Below are 15780 nucleotides of genomic sequence, written 5' to 3' on the forward strand. Positions count from 1 at the left end.
CGGCGGCCGCCTGCGACGACGTCAGCTGCAGCTCGGACGGGTCGCTATCGTGCGCGCAATGCACCAGCAAGGCACGCAATCGCGACAGCAACTGCACGGCCGCGGTCGCATCGACCACCTGGAGCACGTGGATCAACTGGTCGATCTGATTGCACAGCTGCGCCAGCTCCTCGCTGCAGCTGGGCGGGGTGCCGGCGCCGACGGCCGGCGAAAAATGCGCCAGGATGCGGTCCAGCGCCAGGTGCAGCGCCGGTGCCAGCAGGCGCAGGCTGTCCGATAGCTGGGCCATGGCGGCGCCCGCGTCCAGGGCGTCGCCGTGGATGCCGGTGTGATCCGGATCTGCGCGCTCGGCCATGGGGGTCGGGGCGTCCATCGTGGCGCCGACCTCAGGACACCGTGACCCGGAACCGCGACACCGAGTTTTCCAGCTGCTTGGCGGCGTCCCACAGCTCGTTGTAGAGCGCGGAAACCTGTTCGCGGCTTTGCTCGATGATCTCGTTTTCGCTCAGGATGCTCTGGATGTTCTGCGCCACGCCGTTGGCAGAGATGGCCTGTTGCTCGGTCGACGACGACATGCCCTGGATCAGCTCGGCCAATTGATTGGACACGCGCCGTATGTCGGACAGCGCAGCACCGGCGGCATCCGACAGCACCGCCCCTTCGACCACGCCGGCGGTGGATTTTTCCATCGCCGCCACGGCGTCGTGGGTGTCGGTCTGGATCATCCGCACCAGCGCGCCGATCTCGCGGGTGGCGGCGCTGGAGCGTTCGGCCAGGCGTTGCACCTCTTCGGCCACCACCGAGAAGCCACGTCCTGCCTCGCCGGCCGAGGCCGCCTGGATGGCCGCATTGAGCGCCAGTACGTTGGTCTGCTCGGTGATGTCGGAAATGAGCTCGGTGATTTCGCCGATCACCTGCGACGATTCGCCCAGCCGCTTGATGCGCTTGGAGGTTTCCTGGATCTGTTCACGGATTTCGTTCATGGCCTTGACCGCATCTTCCACCGCCTTGGCGCCACGCTCGGCGACCACCACCGAATGGCGCGCGACGTCGGCCGATTCGTTGGCCGAGATCGAGACATCGGTGATCTGGATCGACATCTCGAGCATCGATTGCCCGGTTTCCTGGATCCGACGCGCCTGCATCCGGGCCGCGCTGGCCAGTTCGGTGGTGGTGCTGCGCACATGGTCCGAGGTGGCGGCCACCTTGGTGGCCATCTGGGTAACCTGCCCCACCAGCCCGCGCAGCGCCTCGACGGTATAGTTGACCGAATCGGCAATGGCCCCGGTGATGTCTTCCGACACGGTAGTGTGTACCGTCAGGTCGCCATCGGCCACCTTCTGCAATTCATTCATCAACCGCAGGATGGCCGCCTGGTTGGCCACGTTGGTGCGCATCGCCTTTTCTTCCTGCTGCTGCGCCTGCAGCCGCTGGGCATCGGCCTCCTGGCGGCGGGCTTCAGCCTCGGCGGCATTGTCGCGACTGCTCTGCAGTTGTACCAGCGCGATTCCCACGCCACTGAGCAATGCACAGGCGATACCGGCCAGCATGCACCAGAACAGCCAGGAGCGGGATTCCTGCGCGACCCGGTAGTCGTTCTGCAGTACCGTCAGGTGCTGCTTGAGCGTTTCGTTCTCGACGAAGACCAGTTGCTCAGATTGCTTGGCGGCAATGAAATTCTGCAGGTTGCCGAGAATGCCGGCGACCTGGGGCTGGTATTCGCCAAACACCTTTTCCAGTTCCAGCAGCTTTTCGCGGGTTTCCTTGTCGGCCACCGGCTTGAGGCGCAACAGCTCGCTGCCATGCAGAAAACCGTCGATGATGTCGTGAAAGGTATTGACGTCCTTGCCCAGCAGGAAGGCGGTCTCGGGATTGACGCCTTCGGAGGTCAGGAACTCGTTGGAGCTGCGGCCCAGTCGCAAGGTCAACTGCACCAGCATGCTGGCCGTGCTCATCTCGCGCGGACCGGCCACCCCCTGGGACTGCAGCATGGCGATCTGCTCGCTCAGGTCGAGCAAGGTGGGCAGCATCAGGTTCAGGCGCTTGAGGGTCACGCCGAACCCGGTCAGTTCACTTTCGAGCTTGAGGATGGTCTGCGATGCCTGGTTGGTATGGTCCCAGATCTTTTGCACGTCTTCGAGCACCGGCTTGAAGGTTGGCGTAGGTGCCTGGATCACGTCGCCCTGGTATTTGCCACCGTTGGCCAGCAGGCCCAGGCCGAGGTTGAATTCATTGCGGCTCTCGCGCAATTGCGCAAAGGCTTCGCGGTTGCCCTGGATTGCATTGGGTACGGCCTTGCCGATGCGCTGGGAGTGCATGACCAGGTCGGAGGTGATGTGGGCCTGCAGCGTGACATGGATATAGCTGCGCGATTCAAGCCAGAGCAGCAGCAAGGTCGCCGCCAGCGACAGCAGGAGCAGCAACAACAGGATGCGGGTCTGGGTGCGCAACGAAAAGCGGCTGATCAGCGGCAGCCTGGTCCTGCGCATGCGCGGGCGGGACAAGACGACCTCGCCCTGGTCCACTCGCGATTTCTTGTTCTTCGGTAGACGCGGCAGACTCAATGCCATGGCTGGTGCTCCTGTACGATTTGTTTTGATGTCGCCGCTGTTGCCTGCCCCCTGCGGCGGGGCGCCACGCCTGCCTTCAGCGCCCGATGTGGAGGAACCTGTCGTCGTTCAACAGCGATACCAGACTTAACTCCCGCCACTCAGTTCCCTCTGAATCCTTATGATGCCGCATCACTCCCGGTATTTTGAGATCGCCATCACTCGCTTTCGATATTTCTTTCATATCATAGATCTGGCGCATCCCGAGCACCGATGCCAGCAACAAGCCACAGTTGGGTGCCAGCGTGGGCGACAGCACCAGCACCCGGCTGGCCGGCGCCGCGACCTGCGGCGGGGCCCCCGCCAGCATGGCCAGATCGGTGATACCGACCAGGTTGCCGCGGATGTTGGCCAGTCCAAGGTACCAGGGCAGCGTCAAGGGAACGCGCGTGACCTTGTCGAGGGTCGACAGTGGGATGATTTCACCGGCCTCGGCCAGGTTGACCAGGCAAGGCACGTCGCCGATCAGTACCGCCAGGCGCCGGGTGTACGATTGTTCGCTGCTGGCCGCCTCCATGCGCTCCAGCAACGACGCCTGGAAAGCCTGTAGCCCCTCGAATGGCGAAGCCTGCGCGGCGTCGCGGGCGATCCTGCCGTTATTCATTGTCGGACTTTCGTGCATGCCTGCATTGTAGGATGGACAACCGTGAACTCATTCGATGGCGTGGATCTTGGCCAGCAGCTCTTCGGGGTCGACCGGCTTGACGATGTAATCGCAGGCCCCCTGGCACAACGCCCATATGCGGTCGGTCTCCTGCGCCTTGACACTGCACATCATGATGGGCAGGTCCCTGGTGCTGGGATCACGCACGATCTGGCGTGTGATCTGGTAGCCGTTCTTGCCCGGCATCACCACATCGAGCAACACCAGTTCGGGTTTGTCCTCGCGGATCTTTTGCAAGGCTTCGTCACCGCTGTCGGCAGTAGCAACGCAAAAGCCGTTCTTCTCGAGGATGCTTGTCAGCACGTAACGATCTGTCGCCGAATCATCAACCACCAGCACTTTTTTTATTCGCATGCAGACCCCTGTTGCCAATGAATGGACCGCGTCAGACGGCATCGACTCCGTCGACGTGGGCTCGCGTGATTTGCAGCAACACCGTCTCGTTGACCGGCTTGCCCAACAGCTGGTCGGCGCCGGCCATGGCGCTGCGGGCGCTGTCGAAGGGCCGTTCCCGCGCCGACAGCATGACCACCGGCAGGCCGGCATGACGCGCGCTGCGGCGTATCAACATGCAGATATGACGTCCATCCAGCGGCGCCATGTCGGCGTCGCATATGACGAGGTCGACGTGCTGCGCCCCCAGTTGCGCCAAGGCCTCGATACCGTTGGCCGCGGTCAATACGTCGTAGCCGGCGTCGCCGAGCAGGCGGGACAAGTTGTGCCGTACGGCGCTGCTGTCATCGGCCACCAGTATTTTACGTTTCGCCCGAAGCGTCGAATTGATCATGCTTTCTCCGGCTGTTGCCATGACGTACTTTCCCACTCTAGCAAATGAACCTGCGATCTAGAGCAGAAACAACAGCAACTTCCCGGGTTTATTGAAAACACTGGAACGTCGGGTCAAGCCGACAGGTTATCGATGAACAAACAAGTTTGAGTGCGATCCGCAACTGTGCAGTACGGCATTGCCGAAAGACATCATGGAATCATTAGAATGATCGCGCCTGTTGATGCAGGTCAACACGCAGCGAAGCCGGCCTGGTGGCCGTCAGGCGGGGGATGGCAGCAGCCCTGGTGACGGTTCGTCGCCGCCAGGAGACGGCGGCGGCGCGTGACATGATCACGCCACCGCAGCCCGGCGGTCGTTTCAGATTTCGACCAGTTCGAAGTCTTCCTTGCGTGCGCCGCACTCCGGGCAGGTCCAGTTGATGGGCACGTCATCCCAGCGAGTACCAGGCGCAATGCCCTCTTCCGGCAGACCGGCCTCTTCATCGTAGATCCAACCGCAGATCAGGCACATCCATGTTTTGAATTCGGCTTGGCTATTGCTCACGCTGACTATCCCTCAAATCAATTCAAGTAAAATGCTTGGCATCGCTTCGTCATGAAGCAAGCGCCAAACACGATATCTTAATCTACTCGACGTGCAAAACCAAACCTCCCCTCTTATCCTGACCTTCGGCGCGGCCGATCCGGTGGGCGCTACCGGCATCCAGGCTGACCTTGCCACGTTCGCTGCCATGGGCTGCCATGGCTTGTCCGTGGTGACTTCCCTGCTCATCGGCGACACTGCGCGTACCGAAGACGTGCAGGTCATCGATGTCGACTGGGTAGCAGACCAGGCGCGCGTCATCCTCGAAGACATGGCGGTGGGCGCATTCAAGGTCGGGGCCGTGGGCAGCCTCGAGAATATCTCGGTGATTGCCGAGATCGTCTCGGACTATCCGGACGTGCCCTTGATCCTCGATCCTTTCACGTCGTCCCTGGCGGGCCACGAGGAAGAAGAAGACCTGGTCATCGCCGTGCGCGAGTTGCTCATCCCGCAGGCCACGCTGGTGCTGGTCTCGGCCAGCGAGCTGACACGGCTGGCCGAAACCTGGCGCGAGCCGGTTCCGGGCCAGGCGCTTGAACTGGACGCGGCACGCATCATCGAGATGGGCTGCGAATACCTGTTCGTGACCAATACCCAGACCGACCTGCAGGAAGTCTCCAACTCGCTCTTCGATATCTCCGGCCTGGTGCGCCAGGACACGCGGCCCCGCTTGCCGGGCTCGTTCACCGGTGCCGGCGCGACGCTCTCGGCGGGCATCGCGGCGATGCTGGCCAATGGGCTCGAGGCGCCCCAGGCGGTCGCCGAGGCGCAGGAATTCACACTGGCCGCGCTGGCCAATGCACAGCGCCTGGGAATGGGCAAACTGGTCCCCGACCGTTATTTCTGGGCCCGCGAGGCCGACGAACCAGGCGCGCCGAACTGAGACCCCCTTTTTGCAACTGGAATACACATGGCAACCAACACCAATGAATCATTATTTGCGCGAGCCCAGGCCAGCACACCCGGCGGCGTCAATTCGCCGGTACGGGCTTTCCGCTCGGTAGGTGGCACCCCGCGTTTCATCGAGCGCGCCGAAGGTCCCTGGTTCTGGGACGCCGAAGGACAGCGCTATATCGACTACATCGGTTCCTGGGGCCCTGCCATCGTCGGCCATGCCCATCCGGATGTGGTGCTGGCCGTGCAGCAGGCTGCCACCCGTGGCTTGTCCTTCGGCGCACCGACCGAGGCCGAGATCGTGATGGCCGAAGAGATCGTCAAGCTGGTGCCCTCGATCGAACAGGTGCGCCTGGTCTCGAGCGGCACCGAAGCCACCATGAGTGCGCTGCGGCTGGCGCGCGGCGCCACTGGCCGCGACAAGATCATCAAATTCGAGGGTTGCTATCACGGTCACGGCGATTCGCTGCTGGTCAAGGCCGGCAGCGGCATGCTGACCAACGGTCATCCGACCTCGGCCGGTGTGCCCGAGGACTTCGCCAAGCACACATTGGTGCTGGACTACAACGATACCCAGCAGCTCGAAGAGGCCTTCAAGGCGGCCGGCGACCAGATCGCCTGCGTGATCGTCGAGCCGGTGGCCGGCAACATGAATCTGGTACGCGCCAGTGACGAATTCCTGCAGGCGATGCGTCGGCTCTGTACCGAGCATGGCGCCATCCTGATCTTCGACGAGGTGATGTCCGGCTTCCGGGTGGCGCTGGGTGGCGCCCAGCAGCTCACTGGCATCCGTCCTGACCTGACCGCGCTGGGCAAGGTGATCGGCGGCGGCTTGCCGGTAGCCGCCTTTGGCGGACGTGCAGACATCATGAAGCACCTGTCGCCGTTGGGCGGGGTATACCAGGCCGGAACGTTATCGGGCAATCCGGTTACCGTGGCCGCCGGCATGGCCACGCTGAAGATCATCCAGCAGCCTGGTTTCTACGAAAACCTCGGGCGCCAGACCAGGCGCCTGACCGACGGCTTGACTGCCGCCGCCGGTGCGGCTGGCGTCACCTTCGTCGCAGATGCGGTGGGCGGCATGTTCGGCTTGTACTTCGCATCGACCGTGCCGGGCAGCTATGCCGCGGTCATGCGGGGCGACAAGGAACGCTTCAACCGCTTCTTCCACAAGATGCTCGCCGCCGGTGTCTACCTGGCGCCGTCGGCATTCGAAGCGGGCTTCGTCTCGGCGCGTCATGACGATGCCATTATCGACGAAACCATTGCCATCGCGACCAAGGCGTTTGCAGAACTGGGCTGATTCGCCCCTGCACCGATCATGCGGCACAAAAAAGGGGCACCATCGAGATGGCGCCCCTTTTTTCATCCAGGCGTAACAGCGGTCGGCAAGTCGGCCGACCTGCCTGCCGGCGTTACACCGAAAACGATGAACCGCAACCGCAGGTGGTGGTGGCGTTTGGATTCTTGATCACGAATTGCGCACCTTCGAGGTCGTCCTTGTAGTCGATTTCGGCGCCCACCAGGTACTGGTAGCTCATCGAATCGATCAACAGCTGTACGCCGTTCTTGGACATCGTGGTGTCGTCCTCGTTGACGATCTCGTCGAAGGTAAATCCGTACTGGAAACCCGAGCAACCGCCGCCTTGCACGAAGACACGCAGTTTCAGGTCAGGATTGCCCTCCTCGTCGATCAGCTGCGCGACCTTGGCGGCGGCACTGTCGCTGAAGGCGATCGGAGTAGGCATTTCGGTATGTTGCAGTTCGGCTACGGCATTCATTTCTGGCTCCTGCTTGGGCAATGGATTGCATTATAAGCGCTGGAGGATTTTCATGCTTCAGCCGACGCGGCGAGCTTAAGCAATGGCGTTTCGCCCACCTGGTCATGGCTGAGCTTGCCGGAGACCAGCGCGCCTCCGTGCATTTCCAACGCCTTGTAGTACACGTTACCGGTTATGCGGGCTTTCGGCTGCAATTCAAGCAGTTCCGACGAATGCACGTCGCCGACGATCTCGCCATTGACGATCAGATGCGCAGCATGCACCTCGCCCACTACCTTGGCATGCTCCGAAATGACCAGCACACTGGGCTGGCCGCTCTCGGCATTGATGTTGCCGTTGATCTGGCCATCGATACGCAGGCCACCCTTGAAACCGACATCACCCTTGACCGAGGTCGACATGCCGATCAGGCTGTCGATGGTACTTTTGGTCTTGCGTCCGAACATGAAATCACCTCACAAATCCACCGATTGCTGGGCACGCACCTGGCCTCGGTCAAGAACACGAACGGCAACCGACTTGATGGTCGCACCCTCCGGCAGATTCACCACACCCTCGACCCGCTGGTAGTACTTGAACGCGAGCCTGTAGCGCGCCAGGTCGGTCGAATTGGCCTCCGGAAAATTGATGATAGCACTCTTGCCCGCCTGCCAAATCGTGATACTGAGCTGTAAATTGCCAGCAAACTGCTGCGTGGCAGCACCGCCCTGCATGACCAACACACGATAGCGCACCTGGCTCGGGCCGGCCAGCTCGGCCTTGAAACGCTGGATGGTGATGCCCGGCACGCCCAGGTTGGTGGGCAGCAGGCTATCGAAGAAGGCCAGGTCTTCCTTTTGCCGGTTGTTCTCGGCTTCCAGGTTCTTGACCTGCACCGCCAGTTGCGACTGTGCGGTCTGGGCGATCTTCAGTTCGTTCTGGGAGGCATTGGCGGCGCTTTGCAGCCGTTCATTCTCGGCCGCCAGTTTCTTGACCTGGTCCGACAGCAGTTCGACCTGCTCGCCGCTTTCGCCCTGCAAGCCGGGCAATGCCCGGCTGCCCAACTGGTAGGTCCACACCGCGACGGCCACCGCCACCGCCAGCGCCACGGTCCATAGCAACGCCAGCAGCGGCCAGGGCAGGTGCCGCTTGATGGTCATCTTCGGCGCCGAGATGGTCAAGCGCCGCTGCCACAGCCGGTACTTCACGGCAAGACCGGGACCTGTTGCAAGCCGGTCGTCTCATCCAGGCCGAACATCAGGTTCATGCACTGCACGGCCTGCCCGGAAGCACCCTTGACCAGGTTGTCCTGCACCACCAGCACCACCACGGTGTTGCCGTTGTCGGGCCGGTGCACGGCCAGGCGCAACATGTTCGAGGCACGTGTGGTGCGGGTTTCTGGATGGGAGCCGAAAGGCATCACATCAACGAAGGGTTCGTCCTTGTAGGCGTCTTCGAACAGCGCCTGCAGCGCGGCATTGTCGATATCGCGATTCAGGCGCGCATACAGGGTCGAATGCATGCCACGGATCATCGGCACCAGGTGCGGCGTGAAGATCAGGCCGATCTTGTCGCCGGTCAGGCGCGACAGTTGCTCGACGGTCTCCGGCGAATGACGGTGCCCGGATACGCCGTAGGCCTTGAAGTTATCGGATGCCTCGGAGAACAGCAGCGGCAGTTCCGCCTTGCGGCCCGCTCCGGACACGCCCGACTTGCAGTCGGCGATGAGCTGCGAAGCATCGATCACGCCAGCCTTGAGCAGCGGCGCAAAGCCCAGTTGCATGGTGGTCGGGTAGCAGCCCGGGTTGCCGATCACGCGTGCCGTGCGGATGGCCTCGCGATTCAGTTCGGGCAGGCCGTAGACGGCTTGCTTGAGCAGGTCGGCACAGCTGTGCGGCAGCTTGTACCATTTTTCGAATGAAGCGACGTCCTGCATGCGGAAGTCGGCCGCCAGGTCGATCACCTTCACGCCAGCGGCCACCAGCTCGGGCGCCTGGGCCATCGCCACGCCATGCGGCGTGGCAAAGAACACCACGTCACAATCGGTGAGCTTGGCCTTGTCGGGCGAAGAGAAGGCAACATCGACGCGGCCGCGCAGCGAAGGATACATCTCGGCCACCGGCAAGCCGTCTTCCTTGCGGGAAGTGACGGATTGCACCGTGACTTGCGGATGCGTGGCGAAAATACGCAGCAATTCGACGCCGGTATAACCAGTGCCGCCGACGATACCAACCTTGATCATGTCTAGTCCTTGCAGTAGAAGCAAATTGGGGGTCCATCCCGAAGGAACCCCAGGAAGCAGGCAATTTTAGCAGGAGAATATTTCCTGTCGGTTTTCGATGGACAGTTATTTGCCATCGGCACGACAACCGCCCGCCGCCCAAAGCGAAAAAGCCGCCTGGCAAGAACCAGGCGGCTTTCCGTACCACGTATCGTGCAGATTAACGCTTCGAGAATTGCTTTGCGCGACGTGCCTTGCGCAGACCAACCTTCTTACGTTCGACTTCACGCGCATCGCGAGTGACGTAGCCAGCGCTCGACAGGGTCGGCTTCAGGGCTGCATCGTAGTCGATCAGGGCGCGGGTGATACCGTGACGAACGGCACCAGCCTGGCCGGACTCGCCACCACCGTGCACGTTGACCATGATGTCAAAGCGCTCGACGTTGCCGGTCAGTTCCAGCGGCTGGCGAATCACCATCAGGCCGGTTTCGCGCGAGAAATACTCGGCGGCAGGCTTGCCGTTGACCACGATCTTGCCGGAGCCGGTCTTGATGAAAACGCGCGCCACTGCACTCTTGCGACGGCCGGTTCCGTAATTGTAGTTACCGATCATGTCTGTTCCTTAGAGCGCGAGGGGTTTCGGTTGCTGAGCGGAGTGCGGATGGTTGCCATCTGCATAAACCTTCAGCTTCTTGATCATGGCGTAGCCCAGCGGGCCCTTGGGCAGCATGCCCTTGACAGCCTTCTCCAGCGCACGGCCGGGGAAACGCTGTTGCATCTTCAGGAAATTCGTTTCGTAGATGCCGCCCGGATAGCCGCTGTGACGGAAGTAGGTCTTCTCGGTGGCCTTGGTGCCGGTGACGCGCAGCTTGCCAGCGTTGACGACCACGATGAAATCACCGGTATCGACGTGCGGAGTAAATTCGGGTTTGTGCTTGCCGCGCAGTCGGAGTGCCACTTCGCTGGCAACACGTCCGAGGACCAAGTCCGTCGCGTCAATCACGAACCACTCACGCTGCACCTCATGTGCTTTAGCGGAAAAGGTCTTCATGTTTGACTTTCATAATGAAAATAAACGCTCAAATGGCGGTTCCGTTCGATCATCAACCCCGGTTTTACGGGCCATCAGGTCGGCCGGACTCATCCTTTTATCTTCCCGAGCGCATGGGAAAGCCGAGAATTATAGCCTTTTCAAGGACTTAGCGTCAAAAGGTTTCACGCAATTCGTGGCGTGGTGGCAGCGTGTGCCAGGCGAGCAGACAAAAAAAACCCGGACACTCAGGTTCCGGGCTTAATCCACACCAATGAGGAGGGTGGAGGAGACATGGTACGTACTGCAAGACTTCCGTTGAATTCAATATAGCAAAGCACCTTGTGCGACGCAATATTGTTTTCATCTTTTTTTCAGGATGAGCTGTAATGCGCAACGGTGTTGGGTCTGCGCGACTCTGCCGTAGCTTCCAAGGCAGAGCATTCGCATTTCCGCCGGGCACGATTGCGCATCGCAGCACGGTGCCCCGCTCCTGGAGGCGGGCGCACCTGGCGAACGCAGCCCGACGCGACATTGGCTACAATACGCACCTCTTTTGATTCTAGGGATGACGCAGATGGAATGCACAGTGCGCTGGACCGGCTTGTCCGGCATGACCTTTACCGCCGAAACCGGCTCGGGCCATCTGGTGACCATGGACGGCGCGCCCGATGGCGGCGGCCGCAACCTGGCGCCGCGCCCGATGGAAGTGCTGCTGGCCGGTACCGGCGGCTGCACCGCCTATGACGTGGTGGTGATCCTGCGCAAGAGCGGCCAGGACGTGCGCGGCTGCGACGTGAGCCTGAAATCGGAACGGGCCGACAGCGATCCCAAGGTCTTCACCAGGATCCACTTCCACTTCACCGTGCGCGGGCGCAACCTGAAGGCCAACGTGGTCGAGCGCGCCATCAAGTTGTCCCACGAGAAATACTGCTCGGCTTCGATCATGCTCGAGAAGACCGCCGAGATGACGCACACCTTCGAGATCATCGACGACCTGACCGAGCCGCCACCGCCGCTGCCAACGCCGAAGTAAGCGGCGTTCAGACGTAATAGGCGACCGAGGTCATGACCTTGGACATGGCTTTCATGGCACCGCTGATGGGCGCCGGCATCGGTGCCGCTCCCAGTGCCTTGGCAGCCTCGCCATGCTCGATCTCGTCCTGGCGCATCTGGTCGACAATGGCACGCGACTTGTTGTCCTGTGCCGGCAGTTTTTCCAGGTGGCTCATCAGGTGCAGTTCGACCTGGCGTTCGGTCTCGGCCACGAAGCCCAGGTTGCGGTCGTCGCCCACGCGGGCGGCAATGGTCCCCAGCACATAGGAACCGGCGTACCACAATGGATTGAGCAGGCTGGTGCGCGACCCCAGTTCCTGCAGTCGCTGCGCGGTCCAGGCCAGGTGATCCTCTTCCTCGATGCCGGCACGCTCGAATTGGCGCTTGATCTCCGCCTTTTGCGCAAATCGACCCTGGGCGTCGTACAGGGCCTGGGCACATACCTCGCCCACGTTGTTGATCCGCATCAGCCCGGCCGAATGACGCTTCTCGGCATCGCTCATGACGCCGTCGGCCAGACCCCGCCCGGGATTGGGACGGCTCTCGAACACCACCCCACTGACCACGCGCAGCGCCTTGTCCAGATCGGTAATCAAACGGTCGATGAATTGCATGGTTGTCTACGCCCTCGTGTTCGTCAAAGCATCTTCCACTGCAGCTCGTCGCCGGCGGCCAGCGGCACCACGGTGCTGTCGCCCATCGGCAACTCGGCCGGGATGGTCCAGCTTTCGCGCTTGAGGGTGATGCTGCCCTGGTTGCGCGGCAGGTTGTAGAAATCGGGGCCGTTGAAGCTGGCGAAGGCCTCGAAGCGGTCCAGTGCATCGACCTGGTCGAATGCCTGCGCATAGAGCTCCAGCGCATGCAGCGCGGTGTAGCAACCGGCGCAACCACAGGCGTGTTCCTTCAAGCCCTTGGCGTGCGGCGCCGAATCGGTGCCCAGGAAGAAACGCGCATTGCCCGACGTGGCTGCGGCCACCAGCGCCTGGCGGTGCGTCTCGCGCTTGAGTACCGGCAGGCAGTAGTAATGCGGCCGGATACCGCCCTTGAACATCTCGTTGCGGTTGTACAGCAAGTGGTGCGCGGTGATGGTGGCCGCCGTCGGCCCCTCGCCCGCCAGCACGTACTGCGCGGCATCCTTGGTGGTGATGTGCTCGAACACCACCTTCAGCTCCGGCATGGCCTGGCGCAATGGCTTCATGATGCGATCGATGAAGACTGCCTCGCGGTCGAACAGGTCGATGTCCGGATCGGTCACTTCGCCATGGACCAGGAACGGCAGGCCAAGCTCCTGCATCACCTCCAGCGTCTGGTAGCACCTGGAGAGATCGGTCACGCCGGCGGCCGAATTGGTGGTGGCGCCGGCCGGATACAGCTTGACCGCCTTGACGAAGCCGCTGTCGGCGGCGCGGCGGATCTCGTCGGGCGGGGTATTGTCGGTCAGGTAGAGCACCATCAGCGGCTCGAACTGCATGCCTGCCGGCAGCGCCGCCAGGATGCGGTCGCGATACTGGCCGGCCAGGGCGGTGGTGGTCACCGGCGGTTTCAGGTTGGGCATGACGATGGCGCGCGCGAACTGGCGTGCGGTGTGCGGTAGCACGTCGGCCATGGTGGCGCCGTCGCGCAGGTGCAAATGCCAGTCGTCCGGGCGGGTGATGGTGATCTCGTTGCGCATTGCGATGTCTTTCTGCTCTGTTGGCGTACGGCGGCTGTTCAAGGCCGATATTCTACCGTAGCCGTCGCCGGTGCAGCGCCGGCGTGCCACCGGTGCTTGATGTCGGACAAATGAAAAAAGGCCGTCCGCGAACGGACGGCCTCTTGCACGCCTGGTCGACGCCGGGCGCGGCGATGACGACTTAGTGGGTGATGATCTTGGCCAGGAAGTCGCGCGCGCGCTCGGAGCGGGGTGCGGCGAAGAACTCATCCTTGGCGCAATCCTCGACGACCACGCCCTTGTCCATGAACACCACACGGTTGGCGACCTTGCGGGCAAAGCCCATTTCGTGGGTCACCACCATCATGGTCATGCCTTCCTGGGCCAGGCCCACCATCACGTCCAGCACTTCGTTGATCATCTCCGGGTCGAGCGCCGAAGTGGGTTCGTCGAACAGCATGGCGATCGGATCCATCGACAGCGCACGGGCAATCGCCACGCGCTGCTGCTGGCCGCCCGACAACTGGCCCGGGAACTTGTCCTTGTGCGCCAGCAGGCCCACGCGATCCAGGTACTTCAAGCCCTTTTCGGTGGCTTCTTCCTTGCTGCGGCCCAGCACCTTGATCTGGCCGATGGTCAGGTTGTCGCGAATCGACAGGTGCGGGAACAATTCGAAGTTCTGGAACACCATGCCGATGCGCGCGCGCAGCTTGGACAGGTTGGTCTTGGCATCGCCCACGGACACGCCGTCGACGGTGATGACGCCCTTCTGGAACGGCTCCAGGCCGTTGACGGTCTTGATCAGGGTCGACTTGCCCGAGCCGGACGGGCCGCACACCACCACCACATCGCCCTTCTTGACCGAGGTCGAGCAGTCGGTCAGGACCTGGAAGCTGCCGTACCACTTGCTGACGTTGTTGAGTTCAATCATTTGTTTCTCCTGGATTTCTGAGTTCGTTGACGCCGGCCGCGCGCCGCGGCCGCGCCGTCATGTGGCTTAGCGGATGATGGCGATCTTCTTCTGGAAGCGCTTGACCAGCTGCGACAGGCCAAAGCTGAGCACGAAGTACACGACCGCGACGAAGATGTACATCTCGACCAGCCGGCCGTCACGTTGCGCGATCTTGGATGCGCTGGTGACGAAGTCCGGCACCGAACCCAGCACGTAGACCAGCGACACGTCCTGGAACAGCACGATGGTCTGGGTCAACAGGATCGGCGTCATGTTGCGGAAGGCCTGGGGCAGCACCACGTTGCCCATCATCTGCCAGTAGTTCATGCCGATGGCGTAGCCGGCAAAGACCTGGCCGCGCGGGATCGACTGGATACCCGAACGCATGATCTCGCAGTAGTACGCCGCCTCGAACAGGATGAACGTGATCAGTGCCGACTGGAACGCGCCGACCTGGATCGGCTCGGATGCGCCGATGATCCACGCCCCGATGAACGGCACCAGGAAATAGAACCAGAAGATCACCAGCACCAGCGGGATCGAGCGGATCAGGTTGACATAGGTGGTGGCGATGAACGACAGCGGCTTGTTGCTCGACAGGCGCATCATCGCCAGCAGGGTGCCGATGATGATACCGCCGGCCATGGCCGAGAACGTGAGCACCAGGGTGAACTTGAGGCCGGTGGTGAAGAGGTAGAACCACGAACGCTCGATGACGTTGAAGTCGAAATTGCTGAACATGGATCAATGCCCTCCCGCGCTGGAGCTACCGCTGGAAATATATCCAGGGACCGCCGTGACTCGTTCCAGCAGGCGCGCCAGCAGCAGCGCAATGATGGAGATGATGAGATAGATGATGGTGGCGCCGGTCAGGGCCTCGAAGGTCTGGAACGTGAACTCGCGCATCGAGTAGGTGGCGGCAGTCAGCTCGACCAGGCCGATGGTCAACGCCACCGAGCTGTTCTTGATGATCGCGGCGAACTCGTTGGTCAGGGCCGGGATGATGATCCGGAACGCCATCGGCAGCAGCACGTAGCGATAGGTCTGGGTCGGGGTCAGGCCCAGCGCGGCGCCGGCCATGCGCTGGCCGCGCGGCAAGGCCTGGATACCGGTGGTGACCTGCACGGCCACCCGCGAGGAGGTAAAGAAACCCAGCGCCAGGGCGGCGGTCACGAACGATGCATTGGGCAGGCCCTTGAGCCAGTCGCCGATGGCAGCGGGCAGCAGTTCCGGTACCACGAAATACCAGAGGAACATCTGCACCAGCAGGGGAATATTGCGGAACAGCTCCACATAGCCGTTGGCCAGGCGCACTACCCAGGGCTTGCTGGTGGTACGCAAGGTACCGAAGATGGTGCCCAGGGCCAGCGCCATGATCCAGGCGAAGATCGCGGTGGCAAGGGTCCATTTCAGGCCTGCCAGCAGCGTATCGATGTAGGGAACCCCGTCGGGAGACATCTCCCAGAAGATTCCCCAGTTCCAGTTGTATTGCATAAATGGCCTCGTCTCTACGTTTCGAGTCTGTATGTCGGCGCGGCACCAGGCAAATGCCGCATCCGCGTGTTCCGGTC

20 protein-coding genes are annotated in these 15780 nt (G+C 62.0%); 3 read left to right on the forward strand and 17 right to left on the reverse strand.

Features of this window, described 5'->3' with window-relative positions; translation table 11 throughout:
* The 6 genes from PMI40_RS12905 to PMI40_RS12930 all read right to left on the reverse strand — a co-directional run.
* On the reverse strand, positions 1 to 373 hold a 373-nt coding region (locus tag PMI40_RS12905), incomplete at its 3' end, for a hypothetical protein (protein ID WP_008116031.1).
* A gap of 13 nt (positions 374 to 386) precedes the next feature.
* Complete coding sequence (locus PMI40_RS12910) at positions 387 to 2570, reverse strand: methyl-accepting chemotaxis protein (protein WP_008116033.1); 2184 nt, start codon at positions 2568 to 2570, stop codon at positions 387 to 389.
* 76 nt (positions 2571 to 2646) lie between these two features.
* Positions 2647 to 3231 (reverse strand): chemotaxis protein CheW, encoded by a 585-nt coding sequence (locus tag PMI40_RS12915; RefSeq protein ID WP_051001809.1) that lies wholly within the window; start codon positions 3229 to 3231, stop codon positions 2647 to 2649.
* Positions 3232 to 3261: 30 nt separating this feature from the next.
* Positions 3262 to 3627, reverse strand: a complete 366-nt coding sequence (locus PMI40_RS12920; protein ID WP_008116037.1) for a PleD family two-component system response regulator — start codon at positions 3625 to 3627, stop codon at positions 3262 to 3264.
* Between the two features lie 31 nt (positions 3628 to 3658).
* Entirely contained in the window at positions 3659 to 4060 is a 402-nt protein-coding gene (locus PMI40_RS12925) for a response regulator (RefSeq protein WP_008116039.1), read from the reverse strand.
* A gap of 360 nt (positions 4061 to 4420) precedes the next feature.
* Positions 4421 to 4573: a rubredoxin gene (locus tag PMI40_RS12930; RefSeq protein WP_040502026.1), complete on the reverse strand. Its 153-nt coding sequence runs from the start codon at positions 4571 to 4573 to the stop codon at positions 4421 to 4423.
* Between the two features lie 124 nt (positions 4574 to 4697).
* Between PMI40_RS12930 and PMI40_RS12935 the strand changes: the two genes are divergently transcribed.
* Positions 4698 to 5528, forward strand: coding sequence for a hydroxymethylpyrimidine/phosphomethylpyrimidine kinase (locus PMI40_RS12935; RefSeq protein ID WP_008116044.1), 831 nt, complete (start codon positions 4698 to 4700; stop codon positions 5526 to 5528).
* Positions 5529 to 5555: 27 nt separating this feature from the next.
* The gene (gene hemL / locus PMI40_RS12940) at positions 5556 to 6842 is read left to right on the forward strand and encodes a glutamate-1-semialdehyde 2,1-aminomutase (protein WP_008116046.1); all 1287 of its coding nucleotides are present in this window, start codon (positions 5556 to 5558) and stop codon (positions 6840 to 6842) included.
* Positions 6843 to 6954: 112 nt separating this feature from the next.
* Here the strand turns inward: hemL and erpA are convergent, their stop codons facing one another.
* From erpA to rplM, 6 genes are all read right to left on the reverse strand, one after another.
* Positions 6955 to 7320: an iron-sulfur cluster insertion protein ErpA gene (gene erpA / locus PMI40_RS12945; protein WP_008116049.1), complete on the reverse strand. Its 366-nt coding sequence runs from the start codon at positions 7318 to 7320 to the stop codon at positions 6955 to 6957.
* A gap of 50 nt (positions 7321 to 7370) precedes the next feature.
* A complete protein-coding gene (locus PMI40_RS12950; protein ID WP_008116051.1) occupies positions 7371 to 7766 on the reverse strand; it encodes a polymer-forming cytoskeletal protein in 396 nt (131 codons plus the stop codon).
* Between the two features lie 9 nt (positions 7767 to 7775).
* The gene (locus PMI40_RS12955; protein WP_040502027.1) at positions 7776 to 8480 is read right to left on the reverse strand and encodes a DUF6776 family protein; all 705 of its coding nucleotides are present in this window, start codon (positions 8478 to 8480) and stop codon (positions 7776 to 7778) included.
* A gap of 23 nt (positions 8481 to 8503) precedes the next feature.
* Positions 8504 to 9541: an N-acetyl-gamma-glutamyl-phosphate reductase gene (gene argC, locus PMI40_RS12960; RefSeq protein ID WP_008116055.1), complete on the reverse strand. Its 1038-nt coding sequence runs from the start codon at positions 9539 to 9541 to the stop codon at positions 8504 to 8506.
* A gap of 199 nt (positions 9542 to 9740) precedes the next feature.
* Entirely contained in the window at positions 9741 to 10133 is a 393-nt protein-coding gene (gene rpsI, locus PMI40_RS12965) for a 30S ribosomal protein S9 (protein WP_008116057.1), read from the reverse strand.
* A gap of 9 nt (positions 10134 to 10142) precedes the next feature.
* Positions 10143 to 10571, reverse strand: a complete 429-nt coding sequence (gene rplM / locus PMI40_RS12970; RefSeq protein ID WP_006461967.1) for a 50S ribosomal protein L13 — start codon at positions 10569 to 10571, stop codon at positions 10143 to 10145.
* A 556-nt stretch (positions 10572 to 11127) separates the two neighbouring features.
* Between rplM and PMI40_RS12975 the strand changes: the two genes are divergently transcribed.
* Positions 11128 to 11586 carry an OsmC family protein gene (locus tag PMI40_RS12975; protein WP_008116065.1) on the forward strand — a complete coding sequence of 153 codons (459 nt, stop codon included), beginning with the start codon at positions 11128 to 11130 and terminating at the stop codon, positions 11584 to 11586.
* Between the two features lie 7 nt (positions 11587 to 11593).
* Here the strand turns inward: PMI40_RS12975 and coq7 are convergent, their stop codons facing one another.
* The 5 genes from coq7 to PMI40_RS13000 all read right to left on the reverse strand — a co-directional run bounded on the left by coq7 (position 11594) and on the right by PMI40_RS13000 (position 15703).
* Positions 11594 to 12220, reverse strand: coding sequence for a 2-polyprenyl-3-methyl-6-methoxy-1,4-benzoquinone monooxygenase (coq7, locus tag PMI40_RS12980; protein WP_008116067.1), 627 nt, complete (start codon positions 12218 to 12220; stop codon positions 11594 to 11596).
* A gap of 23 nt (positions 12221 to 12243) precedes the next feature.
* Positions 12244 to 13278, reverse strand: coding sequence for a dihydroorotase (pyrC, locus tag PMI40_RS12985; protein ID WP_008116069.1), 1035 nt, complete (start codon positions 13276 to 13278; stop codon positions 12244 to 12246).
* A gap of 181 nt (positions 13279 to 13459) precedes the next feature.
* Positions 13460 to 14188, reverse strand: coding sequence for an amino acid ABC transporter ATP-binding protein (locus PMI40_RS12990; RefSeq protein WP_008116070.1), 729 nt, complete (start codon positions 14186 to 14188; stop codon positions 13460 to 13462).
* A 66-nt stretch (positions 14189 to 14254) separates the two neighbouring features.
* Positions 14255 to 14950, reverse strand: coding sequence for an amino acid ABC transporter permease (locus tag PMI40_RS12995; protein WP_008116072.1), 696 nt, complete (start codon positions 14948 to 14950; stop codon positions 14255 to 14257).
* A 3-nt stretch (positions 14951 to 14953) separates the two neighbouring features.
* Positions 14954 to 15703 carry an amino acid ABC transporter permease gene (locus PMI40_RS13000; RefSeq protein ID WP_008116074.1) on the reverse strand — a complete coding sequence of 250 codons (750 nt, stop codon included), beginning with the start codon at positions 15701 to 15703 and terminating at the stop codon, positions 14954 to 14956.
* Positions 15704 to 15780 lie beyond the last annotated feature (77 nt).

This window comes from Herbaspirillum sp. YR522 (genome assembly GCF_000282575.1).
GTDB lineage: Bacteria > Pseudomonadota > Gammaproteobacteria > Burkholderiales > Burkholderiaceae_D > Herbaspirillum.

What these genes read in the sequence shown, in the direction of transcription:
- PMI40_RS12910 (WP_008116033.1), bottom strand. Translation starts at nt 2,570, where the DNA reads ATGGCATTGAGTCTGCCGCGTCTACCGAAGAACAAGAAATCGCGAGTG.
- PMI40_RS12915 (WP_051001809.1), bottom strand. Translation starts at nt 3,231, where the DNA reads ATGCACGAAAGTCCGACAATGAATAACGGCAGGATCGCCCGCGACGCC.
- PMI40_RS12920 (WP_008116037.1), bottom strand. Translation starts at nt 3,627, where the DNA reads ATGCGAATAAAAAAAGTGCTGGTGGTTGATGATTCGGCGACAGATCGT.
- PMI40_RS12925 (WP_008116039.1), bottom strand. Translation starts at nt 4,060, where the DNA reads ATGATCAATTCGACGCTTCGGGCGAAACGTAAAATACTGGTGGCCGAT.
- PMI40_RS12930 (WP_040502026.1), bottom strand. Translation starts at nt 4,573, where the DNA reads ATGTGCCTGATCTGCGGTTGGATCTACGATGAAGAGGCCGGTCTGCCG.
- hemL (WP_008116046.1), top strand. Translation starts at nt 5,556, where the DNA reads ATGGCAACCAACACCAATGAATCATTATTTGCGCGAGCCCAGGCCAGC.
- erpA (WP_008116049.1), bottom strand. Translation starts at nt 7,320, where the DNA reads ATGAATGCCGTAGCCGAACTGCAACATACCGAAATGCCTACTCCGATC.
- PMI40_RS12950 (WP_008116051.1), bottom strand. Translation starts at nt 7,766, where the DNA reads ATGTTCGGACGCAAGACCAAAAGTACCATCGACAGCCTGATCGGCATG.
- argC (WP_008116055.1), bottom strand. Translation starts at nt 9,541, where the DNA reads ATGATCAAGGTTGGTATCGTCGGCGGCACTGGTTATACCGGCGTCGAA.
- rpsI (WP_008116057.1), bottom strand. Translation starts at nt 10,133, where the DNA reads ATGATCGGTAACTACAATTACGGAACCGGCCGTCGCAAGAGTGCAGTG.
- rplM (WP_006461967.1), bottom strand. Translation starts at nt 10,571, where the DNA reads ATGAAGACCTTTTCCGCTAAAGCACATGAGGTGCAGCGTGAGTGGTTC.
- PMI40_RS12975 (WP_008116065.1), top strand. Translation starts at nt 11,128, where the DNA reads ATGGAATGCACAGTGCGCTGGACCGGCTTGTCCGGCATGACCTTTACC.
- coq7 (WP_008116067.1), bottom strand. Translation starts at nt 12,220, where the DNA reads ATGCAATTCATCGACCGTTTGATTACCGATCTGGACAAGGCGCTGCGC.
- pyrC (WP_008116069.1), bottom strand. Translation starts at nt 13,278, where the DNA reads ATGCGCAACGAGATCACCATCACCCGCCCGGACGACTGGCATTTGCAC.
- PMI40_RS12990 (WP_008116070.1), bottom strand. Translation starts at nt 14,188, where the DNA reads ATGATTGAACTCAACAACGTCAGCAAGTGGTACGGCAGCTTCCAGGTC.
- PMI40_RS12995 (WP_008116072.1), bottom strand. Translation starts at nt 14,950, where the DNA reads ATGTTCAGCAATTTCGACTTCAACGTCATCGAGCGTTCGTGGTTCTAC.
- PMI40_RS13000 (WP_008116074.1), bottom strand. Translation starts at nt 15,703, where the DNA reads ATGCAATACAACTGGAACTGGGGAATCTTCTGGGAGATGTCTCCCGAC.